Below are 17335 nucleotides of genomic sequence, written 5' to 3'. Positions count from 1 at the left end.
GGTATTCGAGACCACGCCAGGAGTGTGATGACGAGCCCCGCAGACCAGATCCCGGAGGCGACCATTGCGCGCCTTCCCGGGTACCTGCGCGTGCTCAGCGCACTCGATGCCGAGGGCGTGACCCGGGTGAGTTCCACGGAGCTGGCCGACGCGGCCGGAGTGCAGTCCGCCCTGCTGCGCCGGGATCTGTCCCATTTCGGCAGCTACGGCACCCGTGGCGTCGGCTACGAGGTGCCCGTGCTGGTCCGAGAGATCGGTGAGCACGTCGGAAGCGGCATCAAGTGGCCCGTCGTCGTGATCGGCGTCGGCAACCTCGGCCGTGCCCTGGCCCGCAATGAGAGCATGCTGGGCAGGGACTTCAGGCTCGCCGCCCTCGTCGACAGCAATCCGGCCGTGGTGGGGACCACCGTCGCCGGCATTCGCGTCGTCTCCGATGGGGAGCTCGAGGACAGCATCCACCGCACCCACGCGCGGATCGCGATCGTCGCCACCCCGGCCAGCGCCGCCCAAGAGGTCTGCAACCGCGTCTTCGAGGCCGGCGTGACCAGCATCCTGAACTTTGCTCCCACCACCATCGTGGCGCCCGCCGGAGCGACCGTCCGCACGGTCGACCTCTCGCAGGAGCTGCACATCCTCGCCTTCCATGAGGCGCGACGGACAGCCGAGCAGGCCGGCTCCGCCACCACCCAGTCTGCGCAGGAGTATCAGCCGTGACTCTGCTCGCCATCAGCATCAACCACCGCACAGCAGGGCTCGACCTGCTGGCGCGCACGTCGATGGACCACGACGCCAGCCGTGAGCTCGCCCACAGCTTGGTGGGCGCCGCACACGTCAGCGAGGCCTTGGTGCTGTCCACCTGCAATCGCACCGAGGTCTACCTGGACACGAACAAGTTCCACGCCGGGCTCGAGGCCGTCGCCCAGCCGCTGGCGGCTCGCGCTGGCGTCGACCGGGCGGCCCTGCCCGATCTGTGCCGTGTCTACTACGACGAGGCGGCCGTGACCCACTGCTTCGGTCTGGTTGCTGGACTCGATTCGCTCGTGGTGGGGGAGAACCAGATCCTCGGCCAGGTGCGAGAGGCCTTGTCCTCGGCGCAGGAGGAGGCCACCAGCGGCCCCGCCCTGAACCAGCTCTTCCAGACCGCCCTGCGGGTGGGCAAGCGGGTGCAGTCCGAGACCTCGATCGGTGCCGCGGGACGTTCGGTGCTGACCGCCGCCCTGACCCAGTTGGAAGGCGAGTTCGAGCCCGTCGGCAGTTCCGTACTGGTCGTCGGTGCGGGCGCCATGGCCGGTGTGGCCGCGCGCAGCCTCGCCGCCAAGGGCGCTCACGTCGACTGCGCCAACCGCACGCTGGCCAAGGCCGAGCGGCTGGCTACCGAGGTGGGCGGCGTGGCCGTCCCGATGGAGCAGTTGGCCCAGGCCGTCGCCGGCCACGACGTGGTGGTCACCTGCACGGGTGCCTCCGGCAGCCTGGTCAGCGCCGAGACGCTCGGTGACGGTCCGGCCCCCCGGGTGATCATTGATCTGGCCCTGCCACCGGATGTCTCCGACGATGTGGTGGACCGCGGCGTGCGGCTGGTCAACCTGGCCAGCCTGCGCGAGGCGGGGGACCGCACCGATGAGGTGGACGTCGAAGCCGCCAGGCGCCTGGTCGGCTCCGAGGTGACGGCATTCCTGGCCCGCCAGCGCGCCCAGGCCGTGACGCCCACCGTCGTGGCACTGCGACGGATGGCGACCGGCGTCGTGGACAGCGAGATGTCCCGCCTGGAGCGCCGGGTCGGTGGCTTCGACGAGTGCGTCGCCAAGGAGGTCCACAATGCCCTCAACCGGGTGGCGGAGAAGCTGATCCATTCGCCCACGGTGCGGGTCCGGGAGTTCGCCGGGGACGACAGCCCCGTTGACTATGCCGCTGCCCTCCGGGCCCTGTTTGCCCTGGAGGGTCAAAATGTCGCCCTCAGTGATCCCGACGACTGCCCGCCGGAGGCCCGTCGGGCCGTCAGCGAGAGCCCCGAGGGGATTCCGGGCAGCCTTGCCGTTCGTCCCGCCGACCTTCAGGAAGAGGCCACTGCATGATCCGCATCGGCGCCCGCCGTTCCCCGCTCGCCGTCGCCCAGGCCGAATGGGTGGCAGCCCGGCTGGCGGAACTCGGTCATCCGTGCGAGTTGCTGGGCATCGATTCGCTGGGTGACGTGGACCGTCGCAGGCTGACCGAGATCGGCGGTACGGGAATCTTCGCCACTGCCGTGCGCGAACAGCTGCTGGCAGACCGGATCGACGTCGCCGTCCACTCCCTCAAGGACCTGCCCGTGGCGCCTGCGCCGGGGTTGGTCGTCGCCGCCATCCCCGAACGTGAGGACGTCCGCGACGTGCTGGTGGGGCTGGACATCGACCAGTGGCGTGACGGCACCCGCGTCGGCACCGGCTCCCCGCGTCGCGCGGTGCAGGTGGAACGCATCGCTCGTGAACGCGGCGTCGCCGTCGAGGTGGTGCCGATCCGCGGCAATGTGGACACCCGCCTTGGCCTGGTGCGCGACGGCGAGGTGGACGCCACCCTGTTGGCCGCCGCCGGACTGCTCCGGCTGGGACGGCTGTCGCCCGAGGCGGTCACCACCGGCGTCGACGAGGACCAGGACGTGATGATCGGGGACCTTCCCGCACGCCTGTTGTCGCTCGACGTCTTGCTGCCGGCCGCAGGCCAGGGAGCCCTGGCGGTGGAGTGCCGCAGCGATGCGCCCGACGAGGTCCTTCAGGCCCTCGCGGAGCTGGACCACGCGGCCACTCGTGCCGCCATCACCGCGGAGCGGACCTTCCTCAACACGCTGGAGGCGGGGTGCCTGGCGCCCGTGGGTGCACACGCCGCCGTGGGCGAGGATTTGACGCTGCGTGTGGTTGCTGGGGAACAATCGTCCAACAACGAGCAACTGCACGTTGCCCGTGTTGCCGGTTCTCCGCAGGATGCTGGGAATCTGGGAGCCGCCCTCGCACGCGAGGTGCTGCCCCTGCTCACCGGCACCGGGATTGACCAGAAGGTGGAAGAAGCACGGTGAACAACGACGATCTCGCGCCCGGCATCGCTCCGGGCCGGGTGCTCTTCGTGGGCGCCGGCCCCGGTGACCCCAATCTCCTGACCCTTGCCGCCCTCGGCGCGCTGGAAGAGGCGGGCGCGGTCCTGGTGGACAGTGACGAGTTGCGAAGGCTGCTCGACCACCATCAGGTCACGGTGGACCCGGAGGCGACCATCGCCAGCTTCGCCTCCACGGAGCAGGCTCCGGAAGCCCCCCTGGAAGCGCGGGTGCGTGCCATTCGCACCGCCGCAGCCAGTGGCGCGCACGTCGTGCGGCTCGTCGCGGGTGATCCCTTCCTCGACGGCCGGGTCTCCCGCGAGGCCTCCGCCTGCGTGCAGGCCGGCCTGGACATCGAGATCGTGCCAGGTATCTCCGCCATGACCGCCATCCCCGAGTACGCGGGCGTAGCGCTGGACCGCGGTGGGGTGCACCTGATCAATGTCGTCCCCAGCACGGGTGACGCCTCGGAACTGGGCAGCGCGCACCTGTGGGCCAATCACGGAACCCTGGTGGTGCACGCCACCGCCGCGCAGCTCGTCGACGTGCACCAGCACGCCGTGGCCTCGGGCCGCGCCAATGACGAACCGGTCCTGCTGACCTTCTCCGGTGGCAGCACCCAGCAGAACTCCCGGCAGGCGAAGCTGGGCGAGTTGCCTCGCGTGGCCCGCACCCTCGATCCCGAAGCCGGCATCCACGTGATGATCGGCACCGCCGTCGAGGACAGTCCCCGCGACGAGCTCGACTGGTTCGAGAGCAAGCCCCTGTTCGGCTGGCGAGTCCTGGTGCCGCGCACCAAGGACCAGGCAGGGGAGATGGTGGCCCGCCTGGAGATGTACGGGGCCCACGCCGACGAAGTGCCGACCATCAGCGTGGAACCCCCGCGCACACCCCAGCAGATGGACAAGGCCGTGCGTGGCCTGGTGGAGGGCAGTTACGAGTGGGTGGCCTTCACCAGCGTCAATGCGGTCAAGGCCGTCTGCGAACGCCTCGAGGAGTACGGGCTGGACGCCCGCGCCTTCAGCGGACTGCGGATCGCCGCCGTCGGCAATGCCACGGCCAAGGCGCTGCGGGCCTGGGGCATCGTGCCGGACCTGGTGCCGGTGCACGAGCACTCTGCGGCCGGGCTGGCCGCCGAGTTCCCCGCCTATGACGAGGTCCTGGACCCCATCAACCGGGTCTTCCTGCCGCGTGCCGACATCGCCACCGAGGTGCTGGTGGCCGGCCTGGTGGAGCTCGGCTGGGAGGTGGACGACGTCACCGCCTACCGCACGGTGCGTGCCGCCCCGCCGCCCGCGGAGACCCGCGAGGCGATCAAGACCGGCAAGTTCGACGCGGCGGTCTTCACCTCGTCGTCGACCGTGCGCAACCTGGTGGGAATTGCCGGCAAGCCGCACAGCCACACGGTGATCGCGGCGATCGGTCCGCAGACCTCGACGGCCTGCACCGAGCACGGTCTGCGCGTCGACGTCGTGGCCCCGCAGCCCGGGGCGCTGGAGCTGGTGGATGCCCTGGCGGCCTTCGCCGTGGAGCGTCGTGCCGAGCTCTTGGCGGAGGGGCGTCCCGTGACCAAGCCGAGCGAGACGCGGAGGCGTCGCAAGGTGGTCACGGCCTAGACTGGCCCAATGATCAATCGTCCTCGTCGTCTGCGTACAAACCCGGCCATGCGAGGCATGGTGAGTGAGAACAGGGTTGAGGCCCGTCACCTCGTGCTGCCGGCCTTCGTGGCCGACGGGATTGACGAGGCCCGCCCGATCAGCTCGATGCCCGGGCAGTTCCAGCACACGCTGGACGGCATCAAGAAGCTGGCCAACGAGTGTGCCGAGGCAGGGCTTGCGGGCATCATGCTCTTCGGCGTGCCGAAGCCCGAGGACAAGGACGCCAATGGCACCAAGGCCCTGGCCCCAGACGGCATCCTGAACCGCGCGATCCGTGAGGTGCGCGACGAGGTGGGTGACGGGCTGCTGGTGATGACCGATGTCTGCCTCGACGAGTTCACCGACCACGGTCACTGCGGTGTGCTGAACCCCGACGGCGTGGTCAACAACGACCTGACGGTGCTGCTGTACGCGGAGATGGCCCGGATCCACGCCGAGTGCGGCGCGCACATGGTGGCCCCGAGCGGCATGATGGACGGCCAGGTGCTGGCCATCCGCGAGGCGCTGGACGACGCGGACCATGACGACGTCGCGATCATGGCCTATGGAGCCAAGTACGCCAGCGCCTTCTACGGCCCCTTCCGGGAGGCCGTCGGCAGTTCGCTGCAGGGCGACCGCAAGACCTACCAGCAGGACCCGGCCAATGCCCGCGAAGCATTGCGCGAGGTCTTCGCCGATGTGGAACAGGGTGCGGACATCGTGATGGTCAAGCCGGCCCTGCCCTACCTGGACATCCTGCGCCAGGTGGCCGACGCGGTGGACATCCCGGTGGCCGCCTACAACGTCTCCGGTGAGTACTCCATGGTGGAGGCCGCCGCTGCCAATGGCTGGCTGGACCGGGAGCGCACCATCGACGAGAGCCTGCTGGCCATCCGTCGCGCCGGTGCCGACATCACCCTGAGCTACTGGGCCCTGGAGTGGGCCCAGCGCCAGGCGCGCTGACGCGACGCCGCCCGTGCCCCGGCCCCGAGCCTGTCGAGGGCTGGGTGACCCGAGCCTGTCCAGAGGCCGCACCCTTCTCGCTGCCCGAGCTTGTCGAGGGCTCTGCTGGTGGTCATAACTGGCCGGACGGCGAATGATCGCCGCATGACATGGGACTACATGCATCGCTGCAGCGATGGCACGCTCTATGTCGGGAGGACGAAGAATTTGGAGAACCGGCTGCACCAGCATGCATCCGGACACCGCGCCAGCCATACGGCGGAACGCTTGCCGATCCAGCTCGTCTGGTTCCAGGAGTTCTCCAATGTCGGGGACGCGTGGCGCAGGGAGCGCAAGCTGCATGGCTGGGGTGCCCAAAAGCGCGAGGCTCTGATTCGCGGCTGGGGAGAGATCAAGCGGCTCGCCAAGCCTCCGTCGCAACGCTGAGGCCTCGACAGGCTCGGCCGTCGGGTGTGGGCCCTGGTCCTCGCGCGTGTCTCCACCTTGGTCCCCGAGCTTGTCGAGGGGTTGAGCGGGCTCGGTCGATTCTGTGCCCGGTGCCCACCCTCCGGTCCACGGATTCGGCCTTCCTTGGCTGGGCGCATAGGCTGGCGGCCATGCAACCCGTGCCTGCCTCCGAAGACCTGTTCGCCCGCGCGCAGAGGGTCATCCCCGGGGGAGTGAACTCCCCGGTCCGCGCCTACCGTGCCGTCGGAGGCACGCCGCGCTTCATCACCTCCGCCAAGGGAGCCTTCGTCACCGATGCCGACGGCAACGAGCTCGTCGACCTGGTCGGTTCCTGGGGGCCGATGATCCTGGGCCACGCCCACCCGCAGGTGCTGGACGCCGTCCAGGCCACCGCCGCCCGGGGCACCTCCTTCGGTGCCCCCACCCAGGCCGAGGTGGAACTCGCCGAACTCATCGTCGAGCGCACACCCATCGAGATGGTGCGCCTGGTCAACTCGGGCACCGAGGCCACCATGAGCGTGCTCCGCCTGGCCCGCGGCATCACCGGCCGCAACAAGATCGTGAAGTTCGCCGGCTGCTACCACGGCCACGTCGACTCACTGCTGGTGGCCGCCGGTTCCGGCGTCGCCACCCTGGGCGATGCCGCTTCCCGCGCCGTCCCCGCCGGCCCCGGCGTCCCGGACGCGGTGGCCGCGGACACGCTGGTGGCCCCGTACAACGACCGTGCGGCCGTGGAGAAGATCTTCGCCGAGCACGGCGACGAGATCGCCTGCATCATCACCGAGGCCAGCCCCGGCAACATGGGCGTCATCGAGCCCGGCACCGAGAACGGCGAGCACTTCAACGCCTTCCTGAAGCGGACCGCGCATGCCCACGGCGCCCTGTCCGTCAGCGACGAAGTGATGACCGGCTTCCGCGTCACTCGCAGCGGCCAGTTCGGCAAGGACGGCGTCGAACCGGACCTGATGACCTTCGGCAAGGTGATGGGTGGCGGCTTCCCGACGGCTGCCTTCGGCGGTTCCGCGGAGCACATGCTGCACCTTTCTCCCGTCGGCGGTGTCTACCAGGCCGGCACCCTGAGCGGGAATCCGGTGGCCTCGGTGGCGGGAGCCACCACCCTCAAGCTGTGCACCGACGACGTCTACAGCCACCTGGACGCCATGTCCGCCAAGCTGCAGCAGGCCGTCACCACGGCCTTGCAGGCCTTCGGCGTCCCGCACGTGATCAACACGGCCAACAGCATGTTCAGCGTCTTCCTCGGCGCCGAGAGCGCGGTCACCAACTACGAGCAGGCCCAGACACAGAGCCAGGAGGCCTTCGCCGCCTTCTTCCACTCCATGCTGGACCAGGGCATCTACCTGCCCCCGTCGGGCTACGAGTGCTGGTTCCTGTCCGCGGCGCACGACGAGAATGTCGTCGGCCGGGTCATCGATGCACTGCCCAAGGCAGCCGCAGCGGCACGAAAGGCCTTGTGACGGTGCCAACCAGCCGACGCGCCCTGCTCGCCGGCGCCGCCAGCCTTCCGCTGCTGGGTCTCCCCGGGTGCAGCGATTCCACGGGCGTTGCAGCCGAGGACGGTTTCGCCGTGGGGGACGGCGGTTACTCGATCGTCCCCGTGGACCGACGCAAGCCCGCGCCCGCCATCGAGGGCCCGACCCTGGACGGCAAGAAGCTTTCCCTGACGGACTTCACAGGAAAAGTCGTCGTGGTCAACGTCTGGGGCTCATGGTGCTCGCCCTGCCGGCACGAGGCGCCCGCCCTGGTGGAGGCGGCCAAGCGCACCGCCGGGAAGGCACAGTTCGTCGGCCTCAACACCCGCGACGTCAACACCACCCAGGGACAGGCCTTCGTGCGCAGCTTCGGGATCACCTATCCCAACCTGCACGACCCGGACGGTGCCCTGCTGCTCAAGTTCAAGGTGCTGCCCGCCAAGGCGATCCCCAGCACCCTGGTGATCGACGCCGAGGGTCGCATCGCCGCCCGCATCCTGGGCGAGGCCACGGCCTCCACCCTGGTGGGCGTCGTCGACGACATCGCCGCCGGCAAGTGAGCTGCCCATGCTGACCACGTCGTGGCCGGGCCTCGTCCCGCTGCAGGCTTCCTGGGTGGAATCCGCCATCGGGGGCTCCATGCTGCTCGCCATTCCCGTCGCAGCCCTGGCCGGCCTGCTCAGCTTCTTCTCTCCCTGTGTGCTGCCCCTGCTGCCCGGCTACCTGAGTTTCGCGACGGGCCTGAGCGCCGCCGAGGTGGCCGACGGGGGCCGGCGCGGCCGGATGCTGCTCGGCAGCTGCCTGTTCGTGCTGGGCTTCGCCGCCGTCTTCGTCGCGACGGGCGCCGTGATCGGCAGCCTCGGTTCCGCGCTGGTGATGCACCAGCGCGCCATCACCGTGGTGATCGGCCTGCTCACCATCCTGCTGGGCGCCATCTTCCTGGGGCTCGTCCCGCTGGGCCAACGAGACGTGCGGTTGCACCGGGTGCCCCGTCTCGGAATCCTCGCCGCCCCACTGCTGGGGATCGTCTTCGGTGTCGGCTGGACCCCGTGCATGGGGCCGGCGCTGGCCGTCGTCCTGGGGCTGGCCCTCAACGAGGGTTCGCAACTGAGGGGCGGTGTCCTGGCCTTCTGCTATGCCCTCGGCCTGGGCATTCCCTTCGTGCTGGCCGGGCTGGCGATGAGCCGGATGGCCGGCGCCATCGGCTTCGTGAAGCGCCACCAACTGGCCGTCCAGCGCGCCGGCGGGGGACTGATGGTGCTCGTCGGCATCCTGCTGGTCACCGGCCTGTGGGACCGGGCGATGGCCGTGGTGCGTCAGTGGGCCGTCGCCTACGGAGCCCCGATCTGATGAAGAAGAGCAAGGACACGATGAGCAGCAGCACCCGCCCCCAGCCGCTGGGCCCCGTCGAGATGATTCGCTGGGTGTGGACGCAGCTGACCAGCATGCGCACCGCCCTGGCACTGCTCTTCCTGCTGGCGCTGGGCGCCATTCCAGGATCGCTGATCCCGCAGCGCAGCCAGAGCGCGATGAAGGTGTCCGACTTCAAGCAGGCGCACACGGTCCTGGACAAGGTCTACGAGCCGCTGGGCATGTACGACGTGTACACCTCGCCCTGGTTCAGCGCCATCTACCTGCTGCTCTTCGCCAGCCTGATCGGCTGCATCATCCCCCGGATCAGGGTCTACTGGAAGGCCCTTCGTGGCCGCCCGGCACGCATCCCGTCGCGGCTTGACCGGCTGCCCGAACACCGGCTGGCGGCTCCCGTGGGCATCACTGCCGACGAGGGCCTGGAGCGTGCGGAGGCGTGGCTGCGCAAGCGCCGCTTCCGCGTCGAGCGCACCACCCTGCCCGACGGATCGGCCGGGCTCAGCGCCGAGCGTGGCTACCTGCGCGAGTTCGGCAACCTGCTCTTCCACCTCAGTCTGGTCTTCGTGCTGCTCGGCATCGCCTGGAACAACATGCTGGGCTTCAAGGGCTCGACGATCCTCGTCGAGGGCCAGGGCTTCAGCAATTCCATCACCCAGTACGACGAGTACCACGCCGGCGCCTGGGTGGACACGGACAACCTGTCGCCCTTCAGCATGAAGCTCAAGCAGTTCATCGTGAAGTTCGAGACCGGCCCCGTGCAGCGCGGCGCCGCGCGTGACTTCCGCGCCACCATGGACGTCACGGATGAGCAGGGCACCCGTTCCGACCTGGTCCGGGTGAACCACCCGATCACCATCGACGGCAACAAGATCCACCTGATCGGGCACGGCTACGCCGCCCACGTCACCGTCACCGACGGCAAGGGAGACAAGGCCTGGCAGGGGCCGGTCGTCTTCCTGCCACAGGACGGCAACTTCACCTCCTCGGGCGTCATCAAGGCCCCCGATGCCCGCCCCGAGCGCCTCGCCTTCCAGGGCATCTTCCTCCCCACCGCGCCGGAGCAGGGGATGATGGGCCAGTCGCTCTTCCCTGACGCCGTCAATCCCAAGCTCTTCCTGAACGCCTACCATGGCGCGCCCAAGACCGAGACCGGCAAGCCGGAGAACATCTACGCGCTGGATACCACGGGCCTGACGCAGTTCAAGGAGGGCGACGACGTGCTGAGCTTCATGCTCAAGCCGGGAGAGGGCTACACCCTGCCCGACGGCACCGGGACCGTCACCTTCGACGGCTGGAGCCGCTGGAGCAAGGTGCAGATCAGCCGCGCACCCGGTCTGCCGATGACCTTCGGCTCCATCGCCGCCTCGATCCTGGGGCTGTGCCTGAGCCTGTTCGTGCGGCCCCGCCGTCTGTGGATCCGCACCCGTACCAACGACGAGGGCACGGCGATCGAGGTGGCCGGCCTGGACCGCGCCGACGCCCGTACCGGGCTGTCCGAACACGTCGACGAACTCACCGCCGCCGCAACCGGCACCGCCACCGAGGAGAAGAAGTGAGCATTTCCGAACTGTCCGCCCTGGGCATCGTCACCGCGGCCGTGCTCTACCTGGTGGCCTTCATGGCCCACGCCGCCGAATGGGCCTCCGCCCGCGGGCTCGCGGCCGATCCGCAGTTCGCGTCGGCCGAGCTCGTCGAGGCAGGCCCGGGGGACGCGGAGAACGACGAGAAGGCCCGCATTCGCGTCGACATGCTCGGCCGGATGGGCATCGGCATCACGGTGATCGCCCTGGTCAGCCATGCCCTGGGCGTCGTGCTCCGCGGCGTCGCGGCCCACCGGGCGCCGTGGGGCAACATGTACGAGTTCACCATCTCGGCGCTGCTCTTCGTCGCCGTCGCCTACGTGGTCCTGGCCCTCACCAAGGACATGCGCTGGCTCGGCCTGCCCATCACCCTGCTGCTGGCCGTCGGCAATGGCCTGGCCGCGACGGTCTTCTACGTCGCGATCGCCCCGCTGGTGCCAGCGCTGCACTCGGTCTGGTTCCTGATCCACATCGTCGCCGCCTGCATCGCGGGCGCCGCCTTCAATGTCGGCGGCATGGCCTCGATCATCTACCTCTTCCAGGAACGCGCCGAGAAGAAGGCCGATGGGGCGCCGCGCACCGGCTACCTGGCCAAGCTGCCCTCGGCCAAGGTGATGGACACCTTCGCCTACCGGGCCCACGCCTTCGCCTTCCCGGTGTGGTTCTTCACCATCGCCGCCGGCTCCATCTGGGCCGAGTACGCCTGGGGTCGCTTCTGGGGCTGGGACCCGAAGGAGACCTGGAGCCTGGTCACCTTCATCATCTACTCCATGTACCTGCACGCCCGTGCGACGGCCGGTTGGCGGGGCCGCAATGCCGCGATCATCGCGATCATCGGCGTGGTGAGCTTCTGGTTCAACTTCATCGGGGTCAACCTGCTGGTCAGTGGGCTGCACTCCTACGCCGGCATCTGATTTCACGGGGTGCCCCGGCAGCCGCTCGGGTTCCTGCGGTCCGCGTGTGTTGCAACCCGAGCGGATCGCACAAACCCGAGCGGATCGCACAAACCCGAGCGGATCGCACAAACCCGAGCGGATCGCACAAACCCGAGCGGCTCTGTCCTTGTGAGCTCCCGACTAGGCTGGCCGCATGCATGCACTCGTGACCGGAGCATCCGGCGGCCTGGGACAGGCCTTCTGCAACCACCTCGCCGCCCAGGGCCATGACCTGGTGCTGGTCAGCCGCCGCACCGACCAGCTGGAACGCATTGCCGCCGACGCGCGCGCCAAGTTCGGCGTCGACGCCGTCGTGCTGCCCGCAGACCTCAGCGAGGAGGCCGCCCGCAACGAGCTGGCCGCGGAGCTGGGGCGTCGCGGCATCCACGTCGACGTGCTGGTGAACAATGCCGGCTTCGGCACCATCGGGGAACTGGCCATGGCCGACGTCGACCGGCTCAACGACGAGATCGGTCTCAACTGCGGCGCGGTGGCCCACCTGAGCCGCCTCTTCCTGCCCGGGATGCTGGAGCAGGGCAGTGGCTCCATCATCAATGTCGCCAGCACCGCCGCCTTCCAGCCCATTCCGACGATGGCCGTCTACGCAGCAACCAAGTCCTTCGTGCTGAGCTTCACCCAGGCGCTCTGGGAGGAGACCCGCAGCACCCCGGTCCGGGTCACCGCCATCTGCCCGGGCCCCACCGACACCGCCTTCTTCGACGCCGCCGGCGATGACAAGGTGCTGGCCAACCGCCGCACACCGGACCAGGTGGTGGCAAGCACCTTCCGGGCACTGGACCGTCGCCAGCCCAGCGTCACCGACGGCTTCGTCAACGCCGTCCAGGGGCACTTCGCCAAGGTGATGCCGGCCCGCATCGCGGTGCCCGTGGCCCGCCGGGTCGTCGCTCCCACCAAGCGATGACAGCACGAGCAGTGAGCACGCTGGATGCGGCGCCGTGCCCCTGCGGCACGGGCCGCGCCTTCGCAGAGTGTTGTGGTCCCTACCTGGACGGGCATCCCGCCCCGACGGCCGAGGCCTTGATGCGTTCCCGCTACACCGCTTTCGCGCTGGCCGGCCGCCACGCGTCGGCCGCCAATCACCTGTGGCGCACATGGCATCCGTCGAAGCGCCCCGAGGACGTCACCCCGGACCCTGGGCAGGCCTGGGAGGGCCTGGTCATCACCGAGGTGGTGGACGGCGATGAGGACGACGAGGCCGGCGAGGTGGCCTTCACGGCCCGCTGGCGAAGGGGCCGGGCGCACGGCGTCCTGACCGAACGCAGCTTCTTCGCGCGGCGCGCCGGCCGTTGGGTCTACCTCGACGGGGACGTCAACTGACGCATTTGCGGGCTGATAGCGTAACTTCATGCCGCAGATGAGGATTTCGGAGGCCGCGAGCCTGCTGGGGGTCAGCGATGACACCGTGCGTCGCTGGATCGATGCCGGGCGCCTGCCCGCCGCGCAGGACGGTTCCGGGCGCCGCGTCGTCGACGGCGTGGACGTCGCCCGGGTTGCCCAGGAGAATGCCGCCGCCCAGGCCAGCCGTCCGGAGCACACGTCAGCCCGCAACCAGTTCCGGGGCCTGGTCACCCGCGTGCTCAGCGACCAGGTGATGAGCCAGGTGGAGTTGCAGTGCGGCCCCTACCGCGTCGTCTCCCTGATCTCCACCGAGGCCGTGCGCGAACTGGGCCTGGAGCCCGGAGTCGTCACCACGGCCCGGGTCAAGGCCACCAATGTCGTCCTCGAGAACTGAGATCCCCCATGCCCCGTCGCCATCTCGCCGCCGCTGCGGCCCTGTGTCTGCTGCTTCCGCTGACCGCCTGCGCCCCCGGCGGTGCCGAGCAGGAACGAACCACGCTCAATGTCTTCGCCGCGGCCTCCCTGAAGTCCACCTTCAGCACCATCGCCAAGGACTTCGAGGCCAGCCATCCCGGCACCACCGTTGCGCTGTCCTTCAACGGCAGCTCCACGCTGGTCACCCAGATCAAGGAGGGGGCCCCCGCCGACGTCTTCGCCTCGGCCGACGAGAAGAACATGACCAAGGCCACCGACGGCAAGCTGGTGACCGGGAGCCCGAAGGTCTTCGCCACCAATGTGCTCACCTTGGCCGTCGCGCCGGGCAACCCGCTGGAACTGACGGGTCTGGACAAGTCCCTGGATGGCAGGAAGCTCGTCATCTGTGCCGAGGGTGTGCCCTGCGGCAATGCCACAGCCAAGCTCTCCACCGCCCTGGGGGCGACGCTCAAGCCCGTGTCGGCGGAGCAGAGCGTCACCGACGTGCTGGGCAAGGTCACCTCCGGGGAGGCCGATGCCGGCGTCGTCTACGTCACCGACGTCACCTCGGCCAGCGGCAAGGCCTCCGCGGTGTCGATCAAGGGCGCCGAGAAGGCCGTCAACCGCTACCCGATCGCGGTGACGAGCTCCAGCAAGCGGGCCGAGCTGGCCCAGCAGTTCGTCGACGCCGTGACCGCAGAGCCGGGGCAGCAGGTCCTCACGGACGCCGGCTTCGGGAAGCCATGAGGGCTCCGGCCCCACTGCCACGCTGGGTTCAGGGGCTCGCCTGGGCGGCACTGCTGCTGGTGATGCTCCCGGTGGTCGGCCTGCTGGCCCGGATCCCGTGGCCCCGGCTGGTGGAGCTGGTCACCGCACCCACCGCAGTCCAGGCCTTGCGGCTCAGCCTGCTCACCTGCACCGCCTCGCTGGCCGTGGTGGTGGTCCTCGGCCTGCCCCTGGCCCTGGTGATGGCCCGGTCCCGTGGCCCGCTGGCCGGCCTGGCGCGCCTCTTCGCGGTGCTGCCCATGGTGCTGCCGCCGGTGGTGGCCGGCCTGGCGCTGCTGGTCACCCTGGGGCGACGCGGGCTGGTGGGTCAGCACCTGTCCGTCCTGGGTCTCGAGGTCGGCTTCACCACCCTGGCCGTGGTGATCGGCCAGAGCTTCGTGGCAATGCCCTACTTCGTCGTCGCCCTGGAGGGGGCGCTTCGCACCCTGGACCCCGAGTTGGAGCGGGTGGCCGCCACGCTGGGGGCCTCACCCAGCCACACCCTGCGCCGGGTGACACTGCCCGTACTCGCACCGGCCCTCGTCGGGGGCGCCGCCATGGCCATGGCGCGGGCCCTGGGGGAGTTCGGCGCCACCCTCACCTTCGCGGGCTCCCTGCCCGGGGTGACCCAGACGCTGCCCCAGGCCATCTACCTGACCCGGGAGAGCGACCCGGATGGGGCCCTGGCGCTGTCCTTCGTGCTGCTGGTGCTGGCCGCCGCCCTGATGGGGCTGTCCGGCTGGGTGATGCGCAGGCCGTCGGATGGCTGAGCGGGTGGGCGCCCGGATCGGCGCCGAGGTGACCAACCGCGACGTCGCGGTCGAGCTCGCACTGCCCGCGGGCACCACGACGGCCCTGGTGGGGCCCAACGGTGCGGGGAAGTCCACCCTCGTGCAGCTGCTCGACGGCCAGCTGCGGCCGGACCGGGGCAGCGTCTCCATCGCGGAGGAGACGGTGAGTGACGCCTACCACCACGTCCCCACTCACCGGCGCCCGATCGCCCTGCTGCAGCAACGGCCGATGCTCTTCGCCCACCTCGACGTGCTGGGAAATGTCGCCTTCGGGCCCCGAGCCGGGGGCGCCTCGCGTCGGGAGGCGCGGGAGCGGGCGGAACGAGAACTGGCAGCGGTCGGGATCGCCGACTTGGCCCGGCGTCACCCCACCACCCTGTCCGGTGGCCAGGCGCAACGGGTCGCGCTGGCCCGGGCCCTGGCCACCGACCCGACGCTGCTCCTGCTCGACGAACCCCTCGCCGCCCTGGACGTCGCTTCCGCCGCCGCCATGCGTCGGGTGCTCGCCACCCGGTTGACGGGAGCCAGCCGCCCGACCGTGCTGTTGGTCACCCACGATCCCCTGGACATCTGGGCCCTGGCCACGCGGCTGGTCTGTCTGGAGGGTGGTCGCATCACGGCTCAGGGGCCGGTCAGCGACGTGTTGGCGCGCCCGACGACCAGGTTCCTGGCCGAGCTGTGTGGCGCGAACCTGCTGCAGGGTCACGGCGACGGGCAGGTGGTGGTCATCGGGGAGGAGACGGTGACTGGTCTGTGGGAGGAGCCGGACGGCGCCTCGGTGGGGCCGACGCTGGCGGTCTTCGACCCCGCGGCCGTGGCGCTCCATTGCACCCGCCCCGGCGGCAGCCCACGCAATGTCTGGCCGGTGGTGGTCACCGGCCTGGAGCCTCGCGGGGCGATCGTCAGGGTCCGGTTGGCCATGAGTGGCGGCCAGGTGCTGGCGGCGGACCTGACGGCGCAGGGCGTCGCGGCCCTGGACCTCGCGCCGGGGGCCGCACTCTTCGCCCAGGTCAAGGCCAGCCAGGTGCAGTTGCGCAGCCGCCCCGCGTCGTGACCCCGATCCCGGGTAGGGGCCCGGTAGGTTGGAGGGCATGGAACATTTCGACCTGGTCATCATCGGCTCCGGTTCGGGCAATTCACTCATCGACGAGCGCTTCGACGGCCTGCGGATTGCCATGGTGGAGCGCGGCGTCTACGGCGGGACGTGTCTGAACGTCGGCTGCATCCCCACCAAGATGTTCGTGCTGCCCGCGGACTATGCGGTCTCGCCGGCGGCTGCCGGGCGGATCGGGGTGGACCTGCAGCTCGAGGGCGTGGACTTCGACGCCATCCGGGACCGCATCTTCGGCCGGATCGACCCCATCTCCTCGGGCGGCAAGCAGTGGCGGGAGAAGAGCGACAATGTCACCGTCTTCACCGGCACCGGGCACTTCGTCGAGCGCGACGTGATGGAGATCGCCGTCCAGGGCGAGGCCGAGCCGGTGCGGATCAGCGGTGACCGCTTCGTGCTGGCCGCCGGCTCCCGCGCCACGTTGCTGGACGTCCCCGGCGTCAATGACCCCGAGGTCGCCGCCCGGGTGCACACCTCGGACAGCATCATGCGGCTGCCGGCACTGCCCGCGTCCATGATCATCCTGGGTGGCGGCTACATCGCCAGCGAGTTCGCCCACGTCTTCAGCGCCTACGGCACCCGGGTGACCATGATCAACCGCAGTGAACGCCTGCTGCGCCGCGAGGACGACGAGATCAGCGAACGGTTCACCAAGATCATCTCCGAGCGGGTCGGGCTCAAGCTGAACCAGCAGGTGACCGGCGTGAATCCCGTCGACGGCGGTGTCGAGGTGGTCACCAAGGACCCCAACGGCATCGAGTACGGCTACGAGGCGGAGGTGGTGCTGGTGGCCCTGGGGCGCGTGCCCAATGCGGACCTCCTGCAGCCGGAGGCCGCCGGCATCGAGGTGGACAGCAATGGCTATGTCGTCGTCGACGAGCACCAGCGCACCAGCCAGCCCCACATCTGGGCCCTGGGCGATGTGTGTTCCCCGTCGCAGCTCAAGCACGTGGCCAACCACGAGATGCGGGTGGTCCAGGCCAACCTGCTGCACGAGATCACCGGCACCGGCGACGGTCTGGTCAGCTCGGACCACCGCTTCGTGCCGCACGCCATCTTCACCGATCCCCAGATCGCGTCGGTGGGCAGGACGGAGCAGGAACTGCGCGCAGCGGGCACCCCCTACCTGGCCACGGTGCAGGCCTATGGCGACGTCGCCTACGGCTGGGCGATGGAGGACACCGAGCACTGCGTCAAACTGCTCAGCGACCCTGAGGCGGGCCAGCTGCTCGGGGCGCACATCATCGGTCCGCAGGCCTCAACCCTCATCCAGCCACTGGTCCAGGCCATGAGCTTCGGTCTGGGCATCCGGGAGATGGCGCGTGGGCAGTACTGGATCCACCCGGCACTCACCGAGGTGGTCGAAAATGCCCTGCTCGGGCTCGTCGAGCAGGCCGACAAGGCAAGGTAG

The 17335-nt window shown here is 69.8% G+C and carries 18 protein-coding genes; all 18 read left to right on the top strand.

Annotated elements, in window-relative coordinates:
* The first annotated feature begins 27 nt into the window (after positions 1-27).
* On the top strand, positions 28-714 hold the full coding sequence (locus tag EDD41_RS07315; protein WP_094763390.1) for a redox-sensing transcriptional repressor Rex: 687 nt from the start codon (positions 28-30) through the stop codon (positions 712-714).
* Positions 711-2072 carry a glutamyl-tRNA reductase gene (gene hemA / locus EDD41_RS07310; protein WP_123575444.1) on the top strand — a complete coding sequence of 454 codons (1362 nt, stop codon included), beginning with the start codon at positions 711-713 and terminating at the stop codon, positions 2070-2072. Before EDD41_RS07315 ends, hemA begins: the two co-directional genes overlap by 4 nt.
* Positions 2069-3046, top strand: a complete 978-nt coding sequence (hemC, locus tag EDD41_RS07305) for a hydroxymethylbilane synthase (RefSeq protein ID WP_123575443.1) — start codon at positions 2069-2071, stop codon at positions 3044-3046. Before hemA ends, hemC begins: the two co-directional genes overlap by 4 nt.
* Positions 3043-4677 (top strand): bifunctional uroporphyrinogen-III C-methyltransferase/uroporphyrinogen-III synthase, encoded by a 1635-nt coding sequence (locus EDD41_RS07300; RefSeq protein ID WP_245995562.1) that lies wholly within the window; start codon positions 3043-3045, stop codon positions 4675-4677. Before hemC ends, EDD41_RS07300 begins: the two co-directional genes overlap by 4 nt.
* A gap of 9 nt (positions 4678-4686) precedes the next feature.
* Positions 4687-5661 carry a porphobilinogen synthase gene (hemB, locus tag EDD41_RS07295; protein WP_094763393.1) on the top strand — a complete coding sequence of 325 codons (975 nt, stop codon included), beginning with the start codon at positions 4687-4689 and terminating at the stop codon, positions 5659-5661.
* Between the two features lie 144 nt (positions 5662-5805).
* On the top strand, positions 5806-6087 hold the full coding sequence (locus EDD41_RS07290; protein WP_123575442.1) for a GIY-YIG nuclease family protein: 282 nt from the start codon (positions 5806-5808) through the stop codon (positions 6085-6087).
* Between the two features lie 170 nt (positions 6088-6257).
* Positions 6258-7583: a glutamate-1-semialdehyde 2,1-aminomutase gene (gene hemL, locus EDD41_RS07285; RefSeq protein ID WP_123575441.1), complete on the top strand. Its 1326-nt coding sequence runs from the start codon at positions 6258-6260 to the stop codon at positions 7581-7583.
* A gap of 2 nt (positions 7584-7585) precedes the next feature.
* Complete coding sequence (locus EDD41_RS07280; RefSeq protein WP_123576909.1) at positions 7586-8158, top strand: TlpA family protein disulfide reductase; 573 nt, start codon at positions 7586-7588, stop codon at positions 8156-8158.
* A 79-nt stretch (positions 8159-8237) separates the two neighbouring features.
* Positions 8238-8948 carry a cytochrome c biogenesis CcdA family protein gene (locus EDD41_RS07275; protein WP_123576907.1) on the top strand — a complete coding sequence of 237 codons (711 nt, stop codon included), beginning with the start codon at positions 8238-8240 and terminating at the stop codon, positions 8946-8948.
* On the top strand, positions 8948-10525 hold the full coding sequence (gene resB, locus EDD41_RS07270) for a cytochrome c biogenesis protein ResB (RefSeq protein ID WP_123575440.1): 1578 nt from the start codon (positions 8948-8950) through the stop codon (positions 10523-10525). Before EDD41_RS07275 ends, resB begins: the two co-directional genes overlap by 1 nt.
* Positions 10522-11463: a c-type cytochrome biogenesis protein CcsB gene (gene ccsB, locus EDD41_RS07265; protein ID WP_123575439.1), complete on the top strand. Its 942-nt coding sequence runs from the start codon at positions 10522-10524 to the stop codon at positions 11461-11463. The genes resB and ccsB overlap by 4 nt, the downstream gene beginning before the upstream one ends.
* A gap of 175 nt (positions 11464-11638) precedes the next feature.
* On the top strand, positions 11639-12406 hold the full coding sequence (locus tag EDD41_RS07260; protein ID WP_123575438.1) for an SDR family NAD(P)-dependent oxidoreductase: 768 nt from the start codon (positions 11639-11641) through the stop codon (positions 12404-12406).
* A gap of 11 nt (positions 12407-12417) precedes the next feature.
* Entirely contained in the window at positions 12418-12822 is a 405-nt protein-coding gene (locus tag EDD41_RS07255; protein ID WP_425454331.1) for a YchJ family protein, read from the top strand.
* A 28-nt stretch (positions 12823-12850) separates the two neighbouring features.
* A complete protein-coding gene (locus tag EDD41_RS07250) occupies positions 12851-13237 on the top strand; it encodes a TOBE domain-containing protein (protein WP_123575436.1) in 387 nt (128 codons plus the stop codon).
* A gap of 8 nt (positions 13238-13245) precedes the next feature.
* Entirely contained in the window at positions 13246-14004 is a 759-nt protein-coding gene (modA, locus tag EDD41_RS07245; RefSeq protein WP_094763400.1) for a molybdate ABC transporter substrate-binding protein, read from the top strand.
* Positions 14001-14792, top strand: coding sequence for an ABC transporter permease (locus EDD41_RS07240; RefSeq protein ID WP_094763401.1), 792 nt, complete (start codon positions 14001-14003; stop codon positions 14790-14792). The genes modA and EDD41_RS07240 overlap by 4 nt, the downstream gene beginning before the upstream one ends.
* Positions 14785-15867, top strand: a complete 1083-nt coding sequence (locus EDD41_RS07235) for a sulfate/molybdate ABC transporter ATP-binding protein (RefSeq protein WP_123575435.1) — start codon at positions 14785-14787, stop codon at positions 15865-15867. The genes EDD41_RS07240 and EDD41_RS07235 overlap by 8 nt, the downstream gene beginning before the upstream one ends.
* A 37-nt stretch (positions 15868-15904) precedes the next feature.
* Positions 15905-17335: a mycothione reductase gene (locus EDD41_RS07230; RefSeq protein ID WP_123575434.1), complete on the top strand. Its 1431-nt coding sequence runs from the start codon at positions 15905-15907 to the stop codon at positions 17333-17335.

This window comes from Luteococcus japonicus (genome assembly GCF_003752415.1).
Taxonomy (GTDB): Bacteria; Actinomycetota; Actinomycetes; order Propionibacteriales; family Propionibacteriaceae; genus Luteococcus; species Luteococcus japonicus.
The sequence above is the reverse complement of the archived record's forward strand: the minus strand, read 5'-3'. Positions and strand labels throughout refer to the sequence as shown.